Genomic DNA, 13659 nt, shown 5'->3' with positions numbered 1-13659 from the left:
GCCGCTAATGCGGACGACGCGGCACCGCAGAGCCGGTGCCATCCGGATCGGCGCCCGCTTCGGTCGCAGGCCGCACGGCCATCTCGGCCCGGGCGACCCGCAGCGCCTCGTCCGCCTTCACCGCCAGAGCCGGCAAGCCGTTGGACAGCGCATAGGCCTTGAGATCGCGCAGCACGTCGAAAATCCAGTCATGGCGCATGAGGCCCCCCGTCAGCACATTGCTTGAACCACTGATCCTGCCAAAGGCATCCTGCCCACGGCCCGGAACTCTGCCTAGGATTGTATTGATTCTGGGAATAGTCTAGCGCCGCATGTGCAAAGAGTCCGACCAATAGTTCGGCCGATGGCAAAACACAGGGCCGCAGCGCGGTTCCGCTGCGGCCCTTTTGGCAGTGAGATGCCCGTTCGGGGAAGCTCAGCCCTTGCGACCCGCTTCCAGCGCGTCCTCAAAGGTGCGCAGGCCAGTGGTCGGTGCCTGCACCAGCACGGCCATGTTGCCGGGCTTGTGCTTGTTCTTCCACATCAGCGTATGGGCCTTCGGGATGTCGGCCCAGGGGAAGACCTCGGACATGCAGGGGTCAAGCCGGCGCTCGCACATCAGCTTGTTGGCTGCTGCCGCCTGTTTCAGGTGGGCGAAGTGGCTGCCCTGCAGGCGCTTCTGGTGCATCCACATGTAGCGCACGTCGAAGGTACAGTTGAACCCCGAGGTGCCGGCGCAGATCACCACCATGCCGCCCTTCTTGCAGATCAGTGACGAGACCGGGAAGGTCTGCTCGCCGGGGTGCTCGAACACCATGTCGACGTTCACGCCCTTGCCGGTGATGTCCCAGATCGCCTTGCCGAACTTGCGCGCCTCTTTCAGCCAGGCGTTGTATTCGTCGGAGTTGACCTTCGGGAGCTGGCCCCAGCACTTGAAGTCATTGCGGTTGATGACGCCCTTGGCACCAAGGCTCATCACGAAATCGCGCTTGGATTCGTCCGAGATTACCCCGATCGCATTGGCGCCGGCGGTGTTGACCAGCTGGATCGCGTAAGACCCAAGCCCACCGGAAGCGCCCCAGACCAGCACGTTCTGGCCCGGCTTCAGGTCATGCGGGGCGTGGCCGAAGAGCATCCGGTAGGCGGTGGCCAGCGTCAGCGTGTAGCAGGCCGATTCCTCCCAGGTCAGATGGCGCGGCCGCGGCATCAGTTGCTGGGCCTGGACGCGGGTGAACTGGCTGAAGCTGCCGTCGTTGGTCTCATAACCCCAGATGCGCTGGGAGGGCGAGAACATCGGGTCGCCGCCGTTGCATTCCTCGTCGTCGCCGTCGTCCTGATTGCAGTGGATCACCACCTCGTCGCCGACCTTCCAGCGCTTCACCTTGTCGCCCACCGCCCAGACGATGCCTGCCGCATCCGAACCGGCGATGTGATAGTCCTGCTTGTGGCCGTCAAACGGGCTGATCGGCTGGCCAAGGCCGGCCCAGACGCCGTTGTAGTTGACGCCGGCGGCCATCACCAGCACCAGCACTTCCTGGCTGTCGAGCTTCCAGGTGTCCACCACCTCCAGCTTCATGGCGTCTTCGGGGGCGCCGTGGCGTTCGCGGCGGATGGTCCAGGCGTACATCTGCTTCGGCACATGGCCCAGGGGGGGCATTTCGCCGATCTCGTACAGATCCTTCACCGGAGCGTCATAGGGCGCAATCGTGGGCGCGGTGTCCAAAGCCATCTGGGCCTCCTTGCAAATCGTGCCGCGCCGCAGAATCGGGGCGGGTTGAGGCAATGAAATACTTGGGATGCGCAATATTGCAATAGGTGCAGTGCAGAAATTGTAATTTTATGTCCGCCGCAATGCAGCGCCAGCGGGCAGTCCCGCCTCCAGACGTTGCCAGATCGGGGCGGCGTAAAAGGCCAGCACCGGGGCCGATCCCGCACTGGGCCGCAGATCCTCGCCAACCAACCCACGGCCGAGCAGCGGCGCAAGCCCCTCATCCAGCGCCTGCGCCAGCCCCTGCGGCGGCAGTTTCAACACCGCCCCTGCGCCGTCCAGGGCGGCCGCGAGAGCCGCCATGCGGTCCGCCAGCGCGGCGCGGTCGGCGGGCTGGCTTTCCAGCGCGGCGGCGACCAAAGGCACCGGCAGCACCGGCACGACCTTTTCGATCTCGGCCATCAGATGCGCGCCCAGCACCTCGGTCGGGGCTTCCGGATTGGCGGCCATGAAGGCCCTGAGCGATAGCGGCGGGCCAAACCCCGCCGCCGCCGTGCCAAAGCCCTTGAAGCGGCCGCGCAGCCGGCGCCAGAGATTGACCAGGACAAAGCGCAGGATCGCCCCGATGCCGGCGCGGAACCGCCGCTCCCCCGCCTGCCCGGCGCGGATCAGCACCCGATCCTCCAGCACCCGGTCATAGGCGATGCCGACCGGCACGAACAACACATCGCGCCCCAGTCCCGCCCCGGTGACGATGTAGTTCAACAGCCCCATCTTGGCCTGCCCGACCCGACCGTCCAGCGAAAGCCCGCCTTCGGGAAAGATCGCCTGCGTGGTGCCCTCTTCGGTCGCCATCTGCACATAGCGCGCCAGCACCCGGCGATAGAGCGTGTTGCGGCTGCCGCGCCTTATGAAATAGGCCCCCATCGCCCGGATCAGCCGCGACAGCGGCCAGACCCGCGCCCATTCGCCCACCGCATAGGACAGCGCCGAGCGGTTGGCCACCAGCCATGTCACCAGCACATAATCCATGTTCGAGCGGTGGTTCATCACGAAGATCACCGTCGCCTTTCGGTCAAGCCCGCTGGTCAGCGCCGGGTCCACCTTGCCGATGCGCACCCGGTAAAGCCCGCGGCTGATCCAGCGGGCAAGCCGCGTGGCGACGCCGAAATAGAGCGTCGCGGAGAACCCCGGCACGATCTCGCGCGCATAGTGGCGGGCCTCCTCGAAGGCCACCTCGCCGGGAATGCCCGCTTCGACCGCATGGTCCGCTACCGCCGCCATCACCTTCGGATCATAGGCCAGCCGCACGATCATGTCCTGCCGCCGGGCCAGCTTGAACCACTCGATCGGGCGGTCGAGCCTTGCGTTCAGTTGCGCCAACGCCCGTTCCGCCCGCTTGCGGAAAAACCAGCGCACCGAAGGGAACAGGAAATGCGAGGCGAAGGTCACGGCGGCAAAGCCGACGATCAGCACAAGCAGCCAAAACGGAAGCGCAACCTCACGAAACATGTCGCCAGCCTGCCCGAATTTCCGGCAAAGTCAAAATCCCTCTTCGTCGGCTGCGCCGCTCATCGGCCACCATCCCACGACGAGAAGCCGCAGGCGCCCGAGGAGTTCGCCGCAGCGCAGCGATTGACAGCGCCCGAAAATGTCGCCTATCTACCCCATGACGAAATAAAATTGCCGCCGCGATTCACCGATGAGGCCCGCCATGACCGCGCAAGAAACGACCGCGCAAAAAGAACAGCCCTGGCTTTTCCGCACCTATGCGGGCCATTCGACCGCCGCCGCCTCGAACGCGCTTTACCGCACCAACCTTGCCAAGGGTCAGACCGGCCTGTCGGTGGCCTTCGATCTGCCGACCCAGACCGGCTATGACAGCGACCATGAGCTTTCGAAGGGCGAGGTCGGCAAGGTCGGCGTGCCGGTCTGCCACCTTGGCGACATGCGCGCCCTGTTCAAGGACATCCCGCTTGAGCAGATGAACACCTCGATGACGATCAATGCCACCGCCCCCTGGCTCTTGGCGCTGTATATCGCCGTGGCCGAGGAACAGGGCGCCGATATCACCGCCCTGCAAGGCACGGTGCAGAACGACATCATCAAGGAGTATCTCTCGCGCGGCACCTATATCGCCCCGCCGAAACCCTCGCTGCGCATGATCACCGACGTTGCCGCCTATACGCAGAAGCATCTGCCGAAGTGGAACCCGATGAACGTCTGTTCCTACCACCTGCAAGAGGCCGGCGCGACGCCCGAACAGGAACTGGCCTTTGCGCTGGCCACCGCCTGCGCCGTGCTGGATGATCTGAAAGGGAAAGTTTCGGCGGCAGATTTCCCGAATATGGTCGGCAGAATCTCGTTTTTCGTCAATGCCGGCATCCGGTTCGTGACCGAACTGTGCAAGATGCGCGCCTTCGTCGACCTCTGGGACGAGATCCTGTCGGACCGCTACGGCATCGCCGACGCCAAGTATCGCCGCTTCCGCTATGGGGTGCAGGTGAACTCGCTGGGGCTGACCGAGCAGCAGCCGGAGAACAACGTCTACCGCATCCTCTTGGAAATGCTGGCCGTCACCCTGTCGAAAAAGGCCCGCGCCCGCGCCGTGCAATTGCCCGCCTGGAACGAGGCTTTGGGCCTGCCGCGGCCCTGGGATCAGCAATGGTCGCTCAGGATGCAGCAGATCCTCGCCTATGAAACCGATCTTCTGGAATATGATGACCTCTTTGACGGCAACCCGGCCATCGACCGCAAGGTCAGCGCGCTGAAAGACGGCGCGCGGGCGGAACTGGCGCAGATCGACGCCATGGGCGGGGCGGTGGCGGCCATCGACTACATGAAGGGCCGGCTGGTGGAGGCCAATGCCGAGCGGATCGGCAAGATTGAGGCGAAGGAAACCGTGGTCGTCGGTGTCAATCGCTGGACCGAAGCCGCGCCCTCACCGCTGACCGCGGGGGATGGTGCGATCATGGTGGTCGACGCGGCGGCTGAGGCCGACCAGATTGCCCGCCTGAGGGACTGGCGCGCAACCCGCGACGAAGCCCGCGTGAATGCCGCCCTCGCCGCGCTGCGGCAGGCGGCGGCCTCGGGCGAGAACATCATGCCGGCCTCCATCGCCGCGGCCAAGGCGGGATGCACCACCGGCGAATGGGGCGCCATGGTGCGCAGCGCTTTCGGCGAATACCGCGCGCCTACCGGCGTGTCGCGCAGCCCGTCGAACCGCACCGAAGGGCTGGAGCCGGTGCGCGAGGCCGTCGATGCGGTGTCCTCGAAACTCGGCCGCCGGCTGAAGTTCCTTGTCGGCAAGCCGGGCCTTGACGGCCATTCCAACGGCGCCGAGCAGATCGCCGCCCGCGCCCGCGATGTCGGCATGGACATCCATTACGACGGCATCCGCCTGACCCCGGCCGAGATCGTCTCGGCCGCCGCCGACCAGGAGGCGCATGTCGTCGGCCTGTCGATCCTGTCTGGCAGCCATATCCCGCTGATCACCGAAACGCTCGACCGGATGCGGCAGGCGGGGCTGGACCATGTCCCGCTGGTCGTCGGCGGCATCATCCCCGAGGACGACGCCGCAAAGCTGCGCGCCATGGGCGTCGCCGCCGTCTACACGCCCAAGGATTTCGAGTTGAACCGCATCATGCTCGACATCGTGGCGCTGGTCGATCAGGCGCCGCTGGCGGCGGAATGATGGAAACCCATCAGGATTTCCGGCGTTGAGCCCGCCGGAAACCGCCTGACTTGCGCCAGATCAAGGTTTCCCCTGACAAAGGGAGGACATTGGCCGCAACCGCAAGTCAGGAGACGGCCATGTTCGAACGGATCAAAGCCCTTGTTGAACGCTGGAACGAAGTGCGCGAGGTCGATGCGCTGACCGACCGCGACCTTGACGATCTCGGCATGAGCCGGGCTCAGGTCGAGGCCTTCGTGCGCATGCCGCATGACGTGCCGGACCGGGTGATTGCCATGGCCGCGATCTTCGGTCTGTCCGAGGACGAGGTGAAGGCCGACCACGCCGAATGGCTGGAGCTGCTGGAAACCTGCGGCACCTGCCATGATCGCGGCGCCTGCCGGTTGGTGCTGGACCGGGGCGAGTTGTCCCGGCCGCAGGATTGCAGCTTCTGCCTCAATGCCCATCAGTTCGAAGCCAAGACCCATCAGCACGCCTGACGGGCTTTCGCTTCCGGAGAACCTGTCATAGCCTGCCCGGCGACGGGGAGATTGCGATGACGTTCCATATCGGTGCCAAACCCGGCGAGATTGCCGAGACTGTGCTTTTGCCGGGCGACCCTTACCGCGCCCGCTGGGCGGCCCAGACCTATCTGGAAAACCCGGTTCTGGTGAACGAGGTGCGCGGGATGCTGGGCTACACCGGCACTTGGCGCGGGCATCGCGTGACGATCCACGGCTCGGGCATGGGCATGCCGTCGCTGTCGATCTACGCCAATGAGCTGATGCAGGATTACGGCGCGCAGACCCTGATCCGCATCGGCAGCGCCGGGGCTCTGCAACACCACGTCAAGGTGCGTGATCTGGTGCTGGCGCAGACCGCTTCGACCTGCGGCTCGCCCTCGCGGTCGATCTTCCGCGAGCTGAACTTCGCCCCCTGCGCGGATTTTGGGCTGCTCATGGCCGCCCACGCCGCCGCATTGAAGGTTGGCGTGCCGGTGCATGTCGGCGGCATCTTTTCGTCGGACACCTTCTATGACGAACGCCCCGACCTGTCGGACCAGTTGCAGCGCCACGGCACGCTTTGCGTCGAGATGGAAGCGGCCGAGCTTTACCACCTTGCCGCGCGTCACGGTCGTCGGGCGCTTGCGGTGCTGACAATCTCGGACCACATGCTGACCAATGAGGCCCTGCCCGCCGACCAGCGGGAAACAAGTTTCGGCGCCATGGTCGAGGTGGCGCTGGAGGCAGCCTTCGCCTGACGCCGCCCCCGCCGCCAGTGCCCCGGCTCAGCCGCCGAGGAAATCCACCTTGCCGACTTCGACGCCATTGGCGCGCAGGATGTTGTAGGCCGTGCTCATGTGGAAATAGAAATTCGGCACGGCATAGCTGTGCAGATATTGCAGGGCCGGAAAGGTCAGTTCGCGCGAACCGGCCCGGACGGTGATGGTGCGGGCCTCGGCACCTTCATAGGCGCTGTCGGGAATGGTCTTCAGAAAGTCGATGGTCTTGGCGATGCGGGCCTGCAAGTCCGCGATCGTGGTTTCGGTGTCGGGAAAGGACGGCACCTCCAGCCCGGCCAACCGGGCCGAGGCGCCCTTGGCATGGTCGGTCACGATGGCGATCTGCCGCCAGAGCGGGAACATGTCGGCGATCAGCCGCAACTGCGGCAGCACCTCGGGCTTGATCTTCTTCGCCTCGGCATGGGCCTCGGCCTTGGTGAGGATGGCCGAAAGGGCGGTCAGGGAATGGATGAAATGGGATGTGGGGGCGTGCATCGCGGTCTCCTGTCAGCGTGCGCCCATCAAGCGCCAAGAGGCGGACGGGCGCAAGGCTGTTCCGGGCAGCGACAAGGTCAGTCACGCCACTGGGTGGCTTTCCACTCGGCCAGAACAGCCGCGCGGAGGCGGGGCGGGCTGTCCGGCAGGACGTCCACCTCAAGCATGCGGTCAAACCGAAAGCTGCGGTATTCGCCGCGCAACTCGCACCAGCCGACAAGGCAGGCGTCGCGATAGTGCAGAACCAAGGGCCATAGCGTGCGCTCGGTAATCGCGCCAGAGGCGGCCTCATAGCGCAGCCGCAACCGACGCCATTGGCGGATCGCATCGACCACCGGGGCGAGGGCGGCGGGTTCCTCCCCCTCCAGCCCCGGCGCGACAGGCGGGGCGGCAACATCGACCAGCTGGCGCAGGGTGGGCGGCAGCATGAAAGACAGCCGGTTGCGCAGCACCGCATAGTTTTCGGATTGCGTGGTGGACAGGCTGAGGTCTTGCGCCTGTTTCAGCGCGGCAAAGATCAGCGCCAGTTGCGCGCCGTCAAGGTCGAAGATCAGCGGGCCAGTGGCGGCGGAACTGCCGACCAGACGGTTGCGCCCGGCCCAGAGGATCTGGCCATGATGCGGGCCGGGTTCGCAGAGCCAGCCGTCGATTTCCGCGCGCAGGTCACGCCGGCGCAGCCCCAGCGCGCGGCCAAGGGCTCTGGTCAGCTTCAGACAGCCGGAGCATGCGACGAGAAAGCGGATCAGGTTGCGGCGGGCAAGCATGGCGTCGTATTCGGCGCGCGACAGGCCGGTCGCGAGGCGCAGGATGCCGTCGGCATCCATCGCCTGCAGGGCGAAAGATTGCGGCCCGGCTGTCTTGCGCTTTGCCATGCCTGCCCTCCTCCTCGTCGCCTCTGGCACACGTCCTGGTCTGCGATGCGGCGCCGAAGGCCCCGAGAGGGTCAGACCCCGAGGCACCAGCGCATGATCGCCTTTTGCGCATGCAGCCGGTTTTCCGCCTCGTCGAAGATCACCGAATGCGGGCCGTCCATCACGGCCGAGGTCGCCTCGTCGTTGCGATGCGCCGGCAGGCAATGCATGAACAGGCTGTCGGGCTTGGCGCGCGCCATCAGCGCCTCGTTGACCTGATAGCCGCGCAACTGGTTGTGGCGACGCTCCTTGGCGCTTTCGGGATCGTGCATCGACACCCAGGTGTCCGTGACCACCAGATCAGCCCCATCCACGGCCTTGTGCGGGTCGCGTTCGATCTGGACGTTGGCGCCCTTGGCGCGCGCGAAGTCGACAAAGGCGGCCTCGGGGTCCAGCGTCTCGGGGCCGGTGAAGGTGAAATCGAAACCGAACTGTCCGGCGGCGTGCAGGAAGGAGGCGGCGACGTTGTTGCCGTCGCCGGCCCAGACCACCTTCTTGCCGGCGATCGGACCGCGATGTTCCTCATAGGTCATGACATCGGCCATGATCTGGCAGGGGTGGGTGCGGTTGGTCAGGCCGTTGATCACCGGCACGGTGGCATGTTCTGCCATTTCGAGCAGCGTCGCCTCCTCGAAGGTGCGGATCATGATGAGATCGACATAGCGCGACAGAACGCGCGCGGTGTCGGCGATGGTCTCGCCATGGCCAAGCTGCATTTCCTTGCCGGACAGCACCATGGTCTGCCCACCCATCTGCCGCACGCCGACATCGAAGGACACGCGGGTACGGGTCGAGGGTTTCTCGAAGATCAGCGCCACCATGCGGCCCGCCAGCGGCTGGTCGTCATCGGGCGTGCCCTTGGGGCGATTGTTGCGGGCGATCTTCATGGCATGGGCGTTGTCGATCATCGCCCTGAGGTCGGAAGCTTGGGTCTTGTGGATATCGAGGAAGTGTTTCATGTCGAACCGGTTTTCTGGTGGAGCCCCCGGGGGTTTTGCACCCCCGGACCCCTGCAGGATATTTGTGAACAGATGAAGTCAGCGTCAGTTCACAGTCGTCGGCGGCTGCGGTGTGCGGTTTCGATGGCGGCGTGCATCAGGCCTCCAGTGCGCTGGCGGCGCGGTCAAGCCGGGCCAGCGCCTCGGTGATGTCGGCGTCGGGAATGTTCAGGGCCGGCAGCAGGCGGATCACGTTGTCAGCCGCGGCGACGGTCAGCAGGTGCTGGTCATAGTTGGCCTTGACCACATCGGTATTGGTCGCCTTGCATTTCAGGCCGAGCATCAGGCCCTGGCCGCGCACGGCCTCGTAGACCTTGGGGTGGCGGGCGACGAGGGATTCGAGGCCCTGGGCGAAGAGCCCGCCCTTGCGGTTGACCTCGGCGAGGAAGGCGTCGTCGGAGACGATCTCCAGCACCTTGGACCCGATGGCGCAGCCCAGCGGGTTGCCGCCATAGGTGGAGCCATGGCTGCCCGCGACCATGCCGGAGGCGGCGTTTTCGGTGGCCAGCACCGCGCCCAGGGGAAAGCCACCGCCGATGCCTTTGGCGACCATCATGATATCGGGGGTGACGCCGGCCCATTCATGGGCAAAGAGCCGTCCCGTGCGCGAGACGCCGCATTGCACCTCGTCGAAGATCAGCAACGCGCCGTGCTGGTCGCACAGGTCGCGCAGGCCCTTCAGGCAGGCGTCGGGCAGGGTGCGGATGCCGCCCTCGCCCTGGATCGGCTCGATGATGACGGCGCAGGTCTGCGGCCCGACGGCGGCCTTCAGCGCCTCGTGGTCGCCGAAGGGCAGATGGGTGAAGCCGGGCATCAGGGGGCCAAAGCCCTTGACCATCTTCTCCGACCCGGCCGCGGCAATCGCCCCGGTGGAGCGGCCATGGAACGCGCCTTCGAAGGCGATGATCTCGGCCCGCGGGGTGCCTTTGTCATGGTGGTACTTGCGGGCCATCTTGATGGCGAGTTCGGCGGCTTCCGTGCCGGAATTGGTGAAGAACACCGTGTCGGCAAAGGTCTTGTCGACCAGCGCCTCGGCCAGCTTCTCCTGTTCGGGGATGCGATAGACGTTCGACACATGCCAGAGCTTCTGCGCCTGTTCGGTCAGCGTCTGCACCAGCGCCGGGTGGGCATGGCCAAGCGCGTTCACCGCGATGCCAGCACCGAGATCGAGGTATCGGCTGCCGTCCTCGGCAGTCAGCCAGCTGCCTTCGCCTTTGACGAAAGCGATCGGGGCACGGTTGTAGGTCGGCAGGACGGCGGAGATCATGGGCAGGGTTCCTTCAGGGAAGGCCAAGGGATGCCAAGGCCGGGACGAAAGGTCAATGCTGTAAGGGGATTTGGCCGGGATCACGACGGATCGGGCCACGGCAGATCGGGCGCAGGCGCTCAGCGTCGGCGTCGGGGCAGCGAGATCAGGGTGCCATGTGCGATCATGCCTGCGCCATAGCCGCAAGTCGGCCCGTTGCAAAGCGGATTCTCGGGCGGCGGTGCAGAACTGGAGCGGTCTCCGGACGATTGCCGGAGGATAGTTGCGGAAATGCATGGGTTCGGCTTTCGGAACCGGCGGAGCGCCTCCTCCGCCACTTTGCCGAATTCCCCTTCTCAGGTGCATGCCGGAAAGCCGGCTACCGCCCGGAACACCGGGTGACCTGCAGCCCCGGCGCCGCAGGCCTGTAAACCCTTATCCAGCCAATCGCCGGGCCAGTATCTTCTGCCGCTCCACCACCCGGGCGAGGTCGATCGTTCTCGTCTCGCCGTCGCGCACCACCTGTCGCCCCTCGACGAACAAATCCCGCACCCGGGGCGGGCCGCACAGCACCAGCGCCGCGACCGGGTCCCACGCTCCCGCCGCCTCGATGCCCGAAACGTCCCAGATCGCGATATCGGCGCGCTTGCCGACCTCCAGCGCGCCGCAGTCGGGGCGGCCCAGCACCCGCGCGCCGCCCAGCGTGGCGATTTCAAGCGCCTCGCGCGCGCTCATCGCGTTGGCGCCACGCGCCACGCGCTGCAGCAAAAGCGCCTGACGCGCCTCCAGCACCAGATTGCCGGCGTCGTTGGAGGCCGAGCCATCCACCCCCAGCCCCACCTTGACCCCCGCGTCGCGCATGGCCCGCACCGGCGCAATGCCGGAGCCGAGACGGCAGTTCGAGCAGGGGCAATGCGCCACCCCGGTGCCGGTGCGGGCGAACAGATCTATTTCGCCGGCGTCGAGCTTGACACAATGGGCGTGCCAGACGTCCTCGCCCGTCCAGCCCAGATCCTCGGCATATTGCCCGGGCCGGCAGCCGAACCGTGCAAGGCTATAGGCGATGTCCTCGTCATTCTCGGCCAGATGGGTGTGCAGCATCACCCCCTTGTCGCGCGCCAGCAGCGCGGTGTCGCGCATCAGATCGCGCGTGACCGAGAAGGGCGAGCAAGGTGCCAGCCCCACCCGTACCATCGCGCCCTCACGCGGGTCATGATGGGCGTCCACCACGCGCACCATGTCCGCCAAGATCGCCGCCTCGCGCTCCACCAGCGAATCCGGCGGCAGGCCCCCCGCGCTTTCGCCGATGCTCATGGCGCCGCGGGTCGGGTGGAAACGCAGCCCCACCTCCTGCGCGGCGGCAATGGTGTCATCCAGCCGCGCGCCGTTGGGAAAGAGGTAGAGATGGTCCGACGTCAGGGTGCAGCCCGAAAGCGCCAGTTCCGCCAACCCCACCTGCGCCGAAACGAAGATCTCCTCGGGGCCGAACCCTGCCCAGATCGGGTACAGCGTCTTGAGCCAGCCAAAAAGCAGGGCATCCTGCCCACCGGGAACGGCCCGCGTCAGGGTCTGGTAGAGGTGATGATGCGTGTTGACCAAACCCGGCGTCACGACGCAGCCCCGGGCTTCCACGATCTCGGCCCCCGGCGCGACGATGCCCTTGGCCACAGCCGCGACGGCTCCGCCGCGGATCAGCACGTCGCCGCCGGAAATTTCGTCACGCGCGCCGTTCATGGTGACGACGACGTCGGCATTGCGGATCAGGATATCAGGCATGGCGGTTCCCTTGTCTGCCCACCCCTTCGGTGGATCGGGAACGCCGGGCGCGACAGAAGGGGGAAGGACTCGCGGCCTGCCCGTGGCACTCTACCAGCCCGCCTCGGCAAGCCCAAGCCCTTTCATACTGGCGGAAATATCCCGGGGGAGTCGCGGGAACCGCGACGGGGGCGGCGCCCCCTTCGCGACGAGAAGCGCGGCCGCGCGGCCGAGGAGCTAGCCCCGCAGCAGCGCCAGCGCCTCGGCATGGATCGCGGCATTGGCGGCGGCGAGAACCCGGCCCCCGTCATGGCAGGGCCGGCCCTCCCAATCGGTGACCACCCCCCCCGCGGCCTCGATCACCGCGATCGGAGCCTGCACGTCATAGGCCTGCAGCCCCGCCTCGATCACCAGGTCGATCTGGCCCGCCGCAATCAAGGCATAGGCATAGCAATCGTTGCCATAACGTACGAGCCGCGCCTTGTCCGCCACCCGGCGAAAGGCCGCCCCTTCGACGGGGCTGCCGACCTCGGGGAATGTGGTCATCACGATGGCCTCGGACAGCGGCCGCGGCGGTCTTGCCTGCAGCTCTGCCCGGCCCATCGGACCGTTCACCTCGGCCCGGCCGAAACCGCCCTCGAAGCGCTCGCGGATATAGGGCTGGTCGATCAGGCCGAACAGCGGCCCCTGCGCGTCGGCAACCGAGATCAGCACGCCCCAGGTCGGCGTGCCGGAGAGATAGCCGCGTGTGCCGTCGATCGGATCCAGCACCCAGGTCAGGCCGCTTTGGCCGGTGGTGCGGCCATATTCCTCGCCCAGGATGCCATCCTGCGGCCGGCGTGCCGCCAGAATGGCCCGCATGCGTTCCTCCGACAGCCGGTCGGCCACCGTCACCGGATCAAACCGCGCGGTTTCCTTGGTATCCGCCGTCAACCCGCGCCGGCGGAAATGCATCAGCGTCGCCTCGCGTGCGGCATCCGCAAGCGCATGGGCTGTCGCCATCAGCTCTGCTTCTTCTGCCCCATCCAACCTGCGCATGACCCACTCCCGGAAAATGAAAAGCCCCCGCAGCCGGGCTAGCGGCACGGGGGCTTGCGGTCAAGCGACCGAAATTTCAGGCAGCGTCAGACAGCACGCGCGCCAGGTCGAACAGGCGGCGGCGCTGGGCTTCGGGAATGGCGTAGTAGGACCGCACCAGTTCCAGCGCCTCCTTGTCGGCCATCAGGTCGCTTCCGGCGGCCTTCGGCACGTCGCTCTCGGCAAGACCATCGAAAAAGAAGGCGATCGTCACCCCAAGTGCTTCGGCAACATCCCAGAGCCGCGAGGCAGAGACCCGGTTCATGCCCGTCTCATACTTCTGGATCTGTTGAAACTTGATGCCGACCTTGTCCGCCAGCTGCTGTTGGGTCATCCCGATCATCCAACGGCGATGACGGATTCTCTTGCCCACATGGGCGTCGACCGGATGCTTCATTCGTGGCTTCCCTCTTTTCAAAATCTTACCAGGTACAGGGGCACACCCCTGCTCATCTATAAGCAAATTTTACGCCAAAATGTGCATTTCACATTGTTTACGATAAATTTTTCGGCCCCACCCCGACAAGCCCGGCAA

13 protein-coding genes are annotated in these 13659 nt (G+C 66.0%); 3 read left to right on the top strand and 10 right to left on the bottom strand.

The window, feature by feature from the left end; translation table 11 throughout:
- Nucleotides 1-4 precede the first annotated feature (4 nt).
- From G4Z14_RS11590 to G4Z14_RS11580, 3 genes are all read right to left on the bottom strand, one after another.
- Nucleotides 5-199, bottom strand: a complete 195-nt coding sequence (locus G4Z14_RS11590; protein WP_164625651.1) for a hypothetical protein — start codon at nucleotides 197-199, stop codon at nucleotides 5-7.
- Between the two features lie 216 nt (nucleotides 200-415).
- Entirely contained in the window at nucleotides 416-1708 is a 1293-nt protein-coding gene (gene ccrA / locus G4Z14_RS11585; protein WP_164625864.1) for a crotonyl-CoA carboxylase/reductase, read from the bottom strand.
- Nucleotides 1709-1816: 108 nt separating this feature from the next.
- A complete protein-coding gene (locus G4Z14_RS11580; RefSeq protein WP_164625862.1) occupies nucleotides 1817-3199 on the bottom strand; it encodes a 1-acyl-sn-glycerol-3-phosphate acyltransferase in 1383 nt (460 codons plus the stop codon).
- Between the two features lie 202 nt (nucleotides 3200-3401).
- On the opposite strand from G4Z14_RS11580, the gene G4Z14_RS11575 reads away from it, so the two are divergent.
- The 3 genes from G4Z14_RS11575 to deoD all read left to right on the top strand — a co-directional run bounded on the left by G4Z14_RS11575 (nucleotide 3402) and on the right by deoD (nucleotide 6621).
- On the top strand, nucleotides 3402-5381 hold the full coding sequence (locus G4Z14_RS11575; protein WP_164625860.1) for a protein meaA: 1980 nt from the start codon (nucleotides 3402-3404) through the stop codon (nucleotides 5379-5381).
- A 119-nt stretch (nucleotides 5382-5500) separates the two neighbouring features.
- The gene (locus G4Z14_RS11570) at nucleotides 5501-5860 is read left to right on the top strand and encodes a DUF1127 domain-containing protein (RefSeq protein WP_164625857.1); all 360 of its coding nucleotides are present in this window, start codon (nucleotides 5501-5503) and stop codon (nucleotides 5858-5860) included.
- Between the two features lie 56 nt (nucleotides 5861-5916).
- Nucleotides 5917-6621 (top strand): purine-nucleoside phosphorylase, encoded by a 705-nt coding sequence (gene deoD / locus G4Z14_RS11565; protein WP_164625855.1) that lies wholly within the window; start codon nucleotides 5917-5919, stop codon nucleotides 6619-6621.
- 27 nt (nucleotides 6622-6648) lie between these two features.
- Here the strand turns inward: deoD and G4Z14_RS11560 are convergent, their stop codons facing one another.
- The 7 genes from G4Z14_RS11560 to G4Z14_RS11530 form a co-directional block, all read right to left on the bottom strand.
- Nucleotides 6649-7137: a DUF1993 domain-containing protein gene (locus tag G4Z14_RS11560; protein ID WP_164625853.1), complete on the bottom strand. Its 489-nt coding sequence runs from the start codon at nucleotides 7135-7137 to the stop codon at nucleotides 6649-6651.
- Between the two features lie 77 nt (nucleotides 7138-7214).
- Nucleotides 7215-8009, bottom strand: coding sequence for a helix-turn-helix transcriptional regulator (locus tag G4Z14_RS11555; protein ID WP_164625851.1), 795 nt, complete (start codon nucleotides 8007-8009; stop codon nucleotides 7215-7217).
- A gap of 71 nt (nucleotides 8010-8080) precedes the next feature.
- On the bottom strand, nucleotides 8081-9007 hold the full coding sequence (gene argF / locus G4Z14_RS11550; RefSeq protein ID WP_164625849.1) for an ornithine carbamoyltransferase: 927 nt from the start codon (nucleotides 9005-9007) through the stop codon (nucleotides 8081-8083).
- 136 nt (nucleotides 9008-9143) lie between these two features.
- Nucleotides 9144-10313 (bottom strand): aspartate aminotransferase family protein, encoded by a 1170-nt coding sequence (locus tag G4Z14_RS11545; RefSeq protein ID WP_164625847.1) that lies wholly within the window; start codon nucleotides 10311-10313, stop codon nucleotides 9144-9146.
- A 414-nt stretch (nucleotides 10314-10727) separates the two neighbouring features.
- A complete protein-coding gene (locus tag G4Z14_RS11540; RefSeq protein WP_164625845.1) occupies nucleotides 10728-12068 on the bottom strand; it encodes an 8-oxoguanine deaminase in 1341 nt (446 codons plus the stop codon).
- A 216-nt stretch (nucleotides 12069-12284) separates the two neighbouring features.
- Entirely contained in the window at nucleotides 12285-13085 is an 801-nt protein-coding gene (locus tag G4Z14_RS11535; protein ID WP_164625843.1) for an inositol monophosphatase family protein, read from the bottom strand.
- A 76-nt stretch (nucleotides 13086-13161) separates the two neighbouring features.
- Nucleotides 13162-13521 carry a helix-turn-helix domain-containing protein gene (locus G4Z14_RS11530; protein WP_164625841.1) on the bottom strand — a complete coding sequence of 120 codons (360 nt, stop codon included), beginning with the start codon at nucleotides 13519-13521 and terminating at the stop codon, nucleotides 13162-13164.
- Nucleotides 13522-13659 lie beyond the last annotated feature (138 nt).

The sequence above is a fragment of the Tabrizicola oligotrophica genome (assembly GCF_011008935.1).
Classification (GTDB): Bacteria; Pseudomonadota; Alphaproteobacteria; order Rhodobacterales; family Rhodobacteraceae; genus Tabrizicola_A; species Tabrizicola_A oligotrophica.
This window is presented reverse-complemented; position numbering and strand designations above follow the sequence as displayed.

Excerpts from the sequence above, each read along its gene's own strand:
- G4Z14_RS11575 (WP_164625860.1), top strand. The coding sequence starts at position 3,402 with ATGACCGCGCAAGAAACGACCGCGCAAAAAGAACAGCCCTGGCTTTTC.
- deoD (WP_164625855.1), top strand. The coding sequence starts at position 5,917 with ATGACGTTCCATATCGGTGCCAAACCCGGCGAGATTGCCGAGACTGTG.
- argF (WP_164625849.1), bottom strand. The coding sequence starts at position 9,007 with ATGAAACACTTCCTCGATATCCACAAGACCCAAGCTTCCGACCTCAGG.
- G4Z14_RS11570 (WP_164625857.1), top strand. The coding sequence starts at position 5,501 with ATGTTCGAACGGATCAAAGCCCTTGTTGAACGCTGGAACGAAGTGCGC.
- G4Z14_RS11545 (WP_164625847.1), bottom strand. The coding sequence starts at position 10,313 with ATGATCTCCGCCGTCCTGCCGACCTACAACCGTGCCCCGATCGCTTTC.
- ccrA (WP_164625864.1), bottom strand. The coding sequence starts at position 1,708 with ATGGCTTTGGACACCGCGCCCACGATTGCGCCCTATGACGCTCCGGTG.
- G4Z14_RS11530 (WP_164625841.1), bottom strand. The coding sequence starts at position 13,521 with ATGAAGCATCCGGTCGACGCCCATGTGGGCAAGAGAATCCGTCATCGC.
- G4Z14_RS11580 (WP_164625862.1), bottom strand. The coding sequence starts at position 3,199 with ATGTTTCGTGAGGTTGCGCTTCCGTTTTGGCTGCTTGTGCTGATCGTC.
- G4Z14_RS11555 (WP_164625851.1), bottom strand. The coding sequence starts at position 8,009 with ATGGCAAAGCGCAAGACAGCCGGGCCGCAATCTTTCGCCCTGCAGGCG.
- G4Z14_RS11535 (WP_164625843.1), bottom strand. The coding sequence starts at position 13,085 with ATGCGCAGGTTGGATGGGGCAGAAGAAGCAGAGCTGATGGCGACAGCC.
- G4Z14_RS11590 (WP_164625651.1), bottom strand. The coding sequence starts at position 199 with ATGCGCCATGACTGGATTTTCGACGTGCTGCGCGATCTCAAGGCCTAT.
- G4Z14_RS11540 (WP_164625845.1), bottom strand. The coding sequence starts at position 12,068 with ATGCCTGATATCCTGATCCGCAATGCCGACGTCGTCGTCACCATGAAC.
- G4Z14_RS11560 (WP_164625853.1), bottom strand. The coding sequence starts at position 7,137 with ATGCACGCCCCCACATCCCATTTCATCCATTCCCTGACCGCCCTTTCG.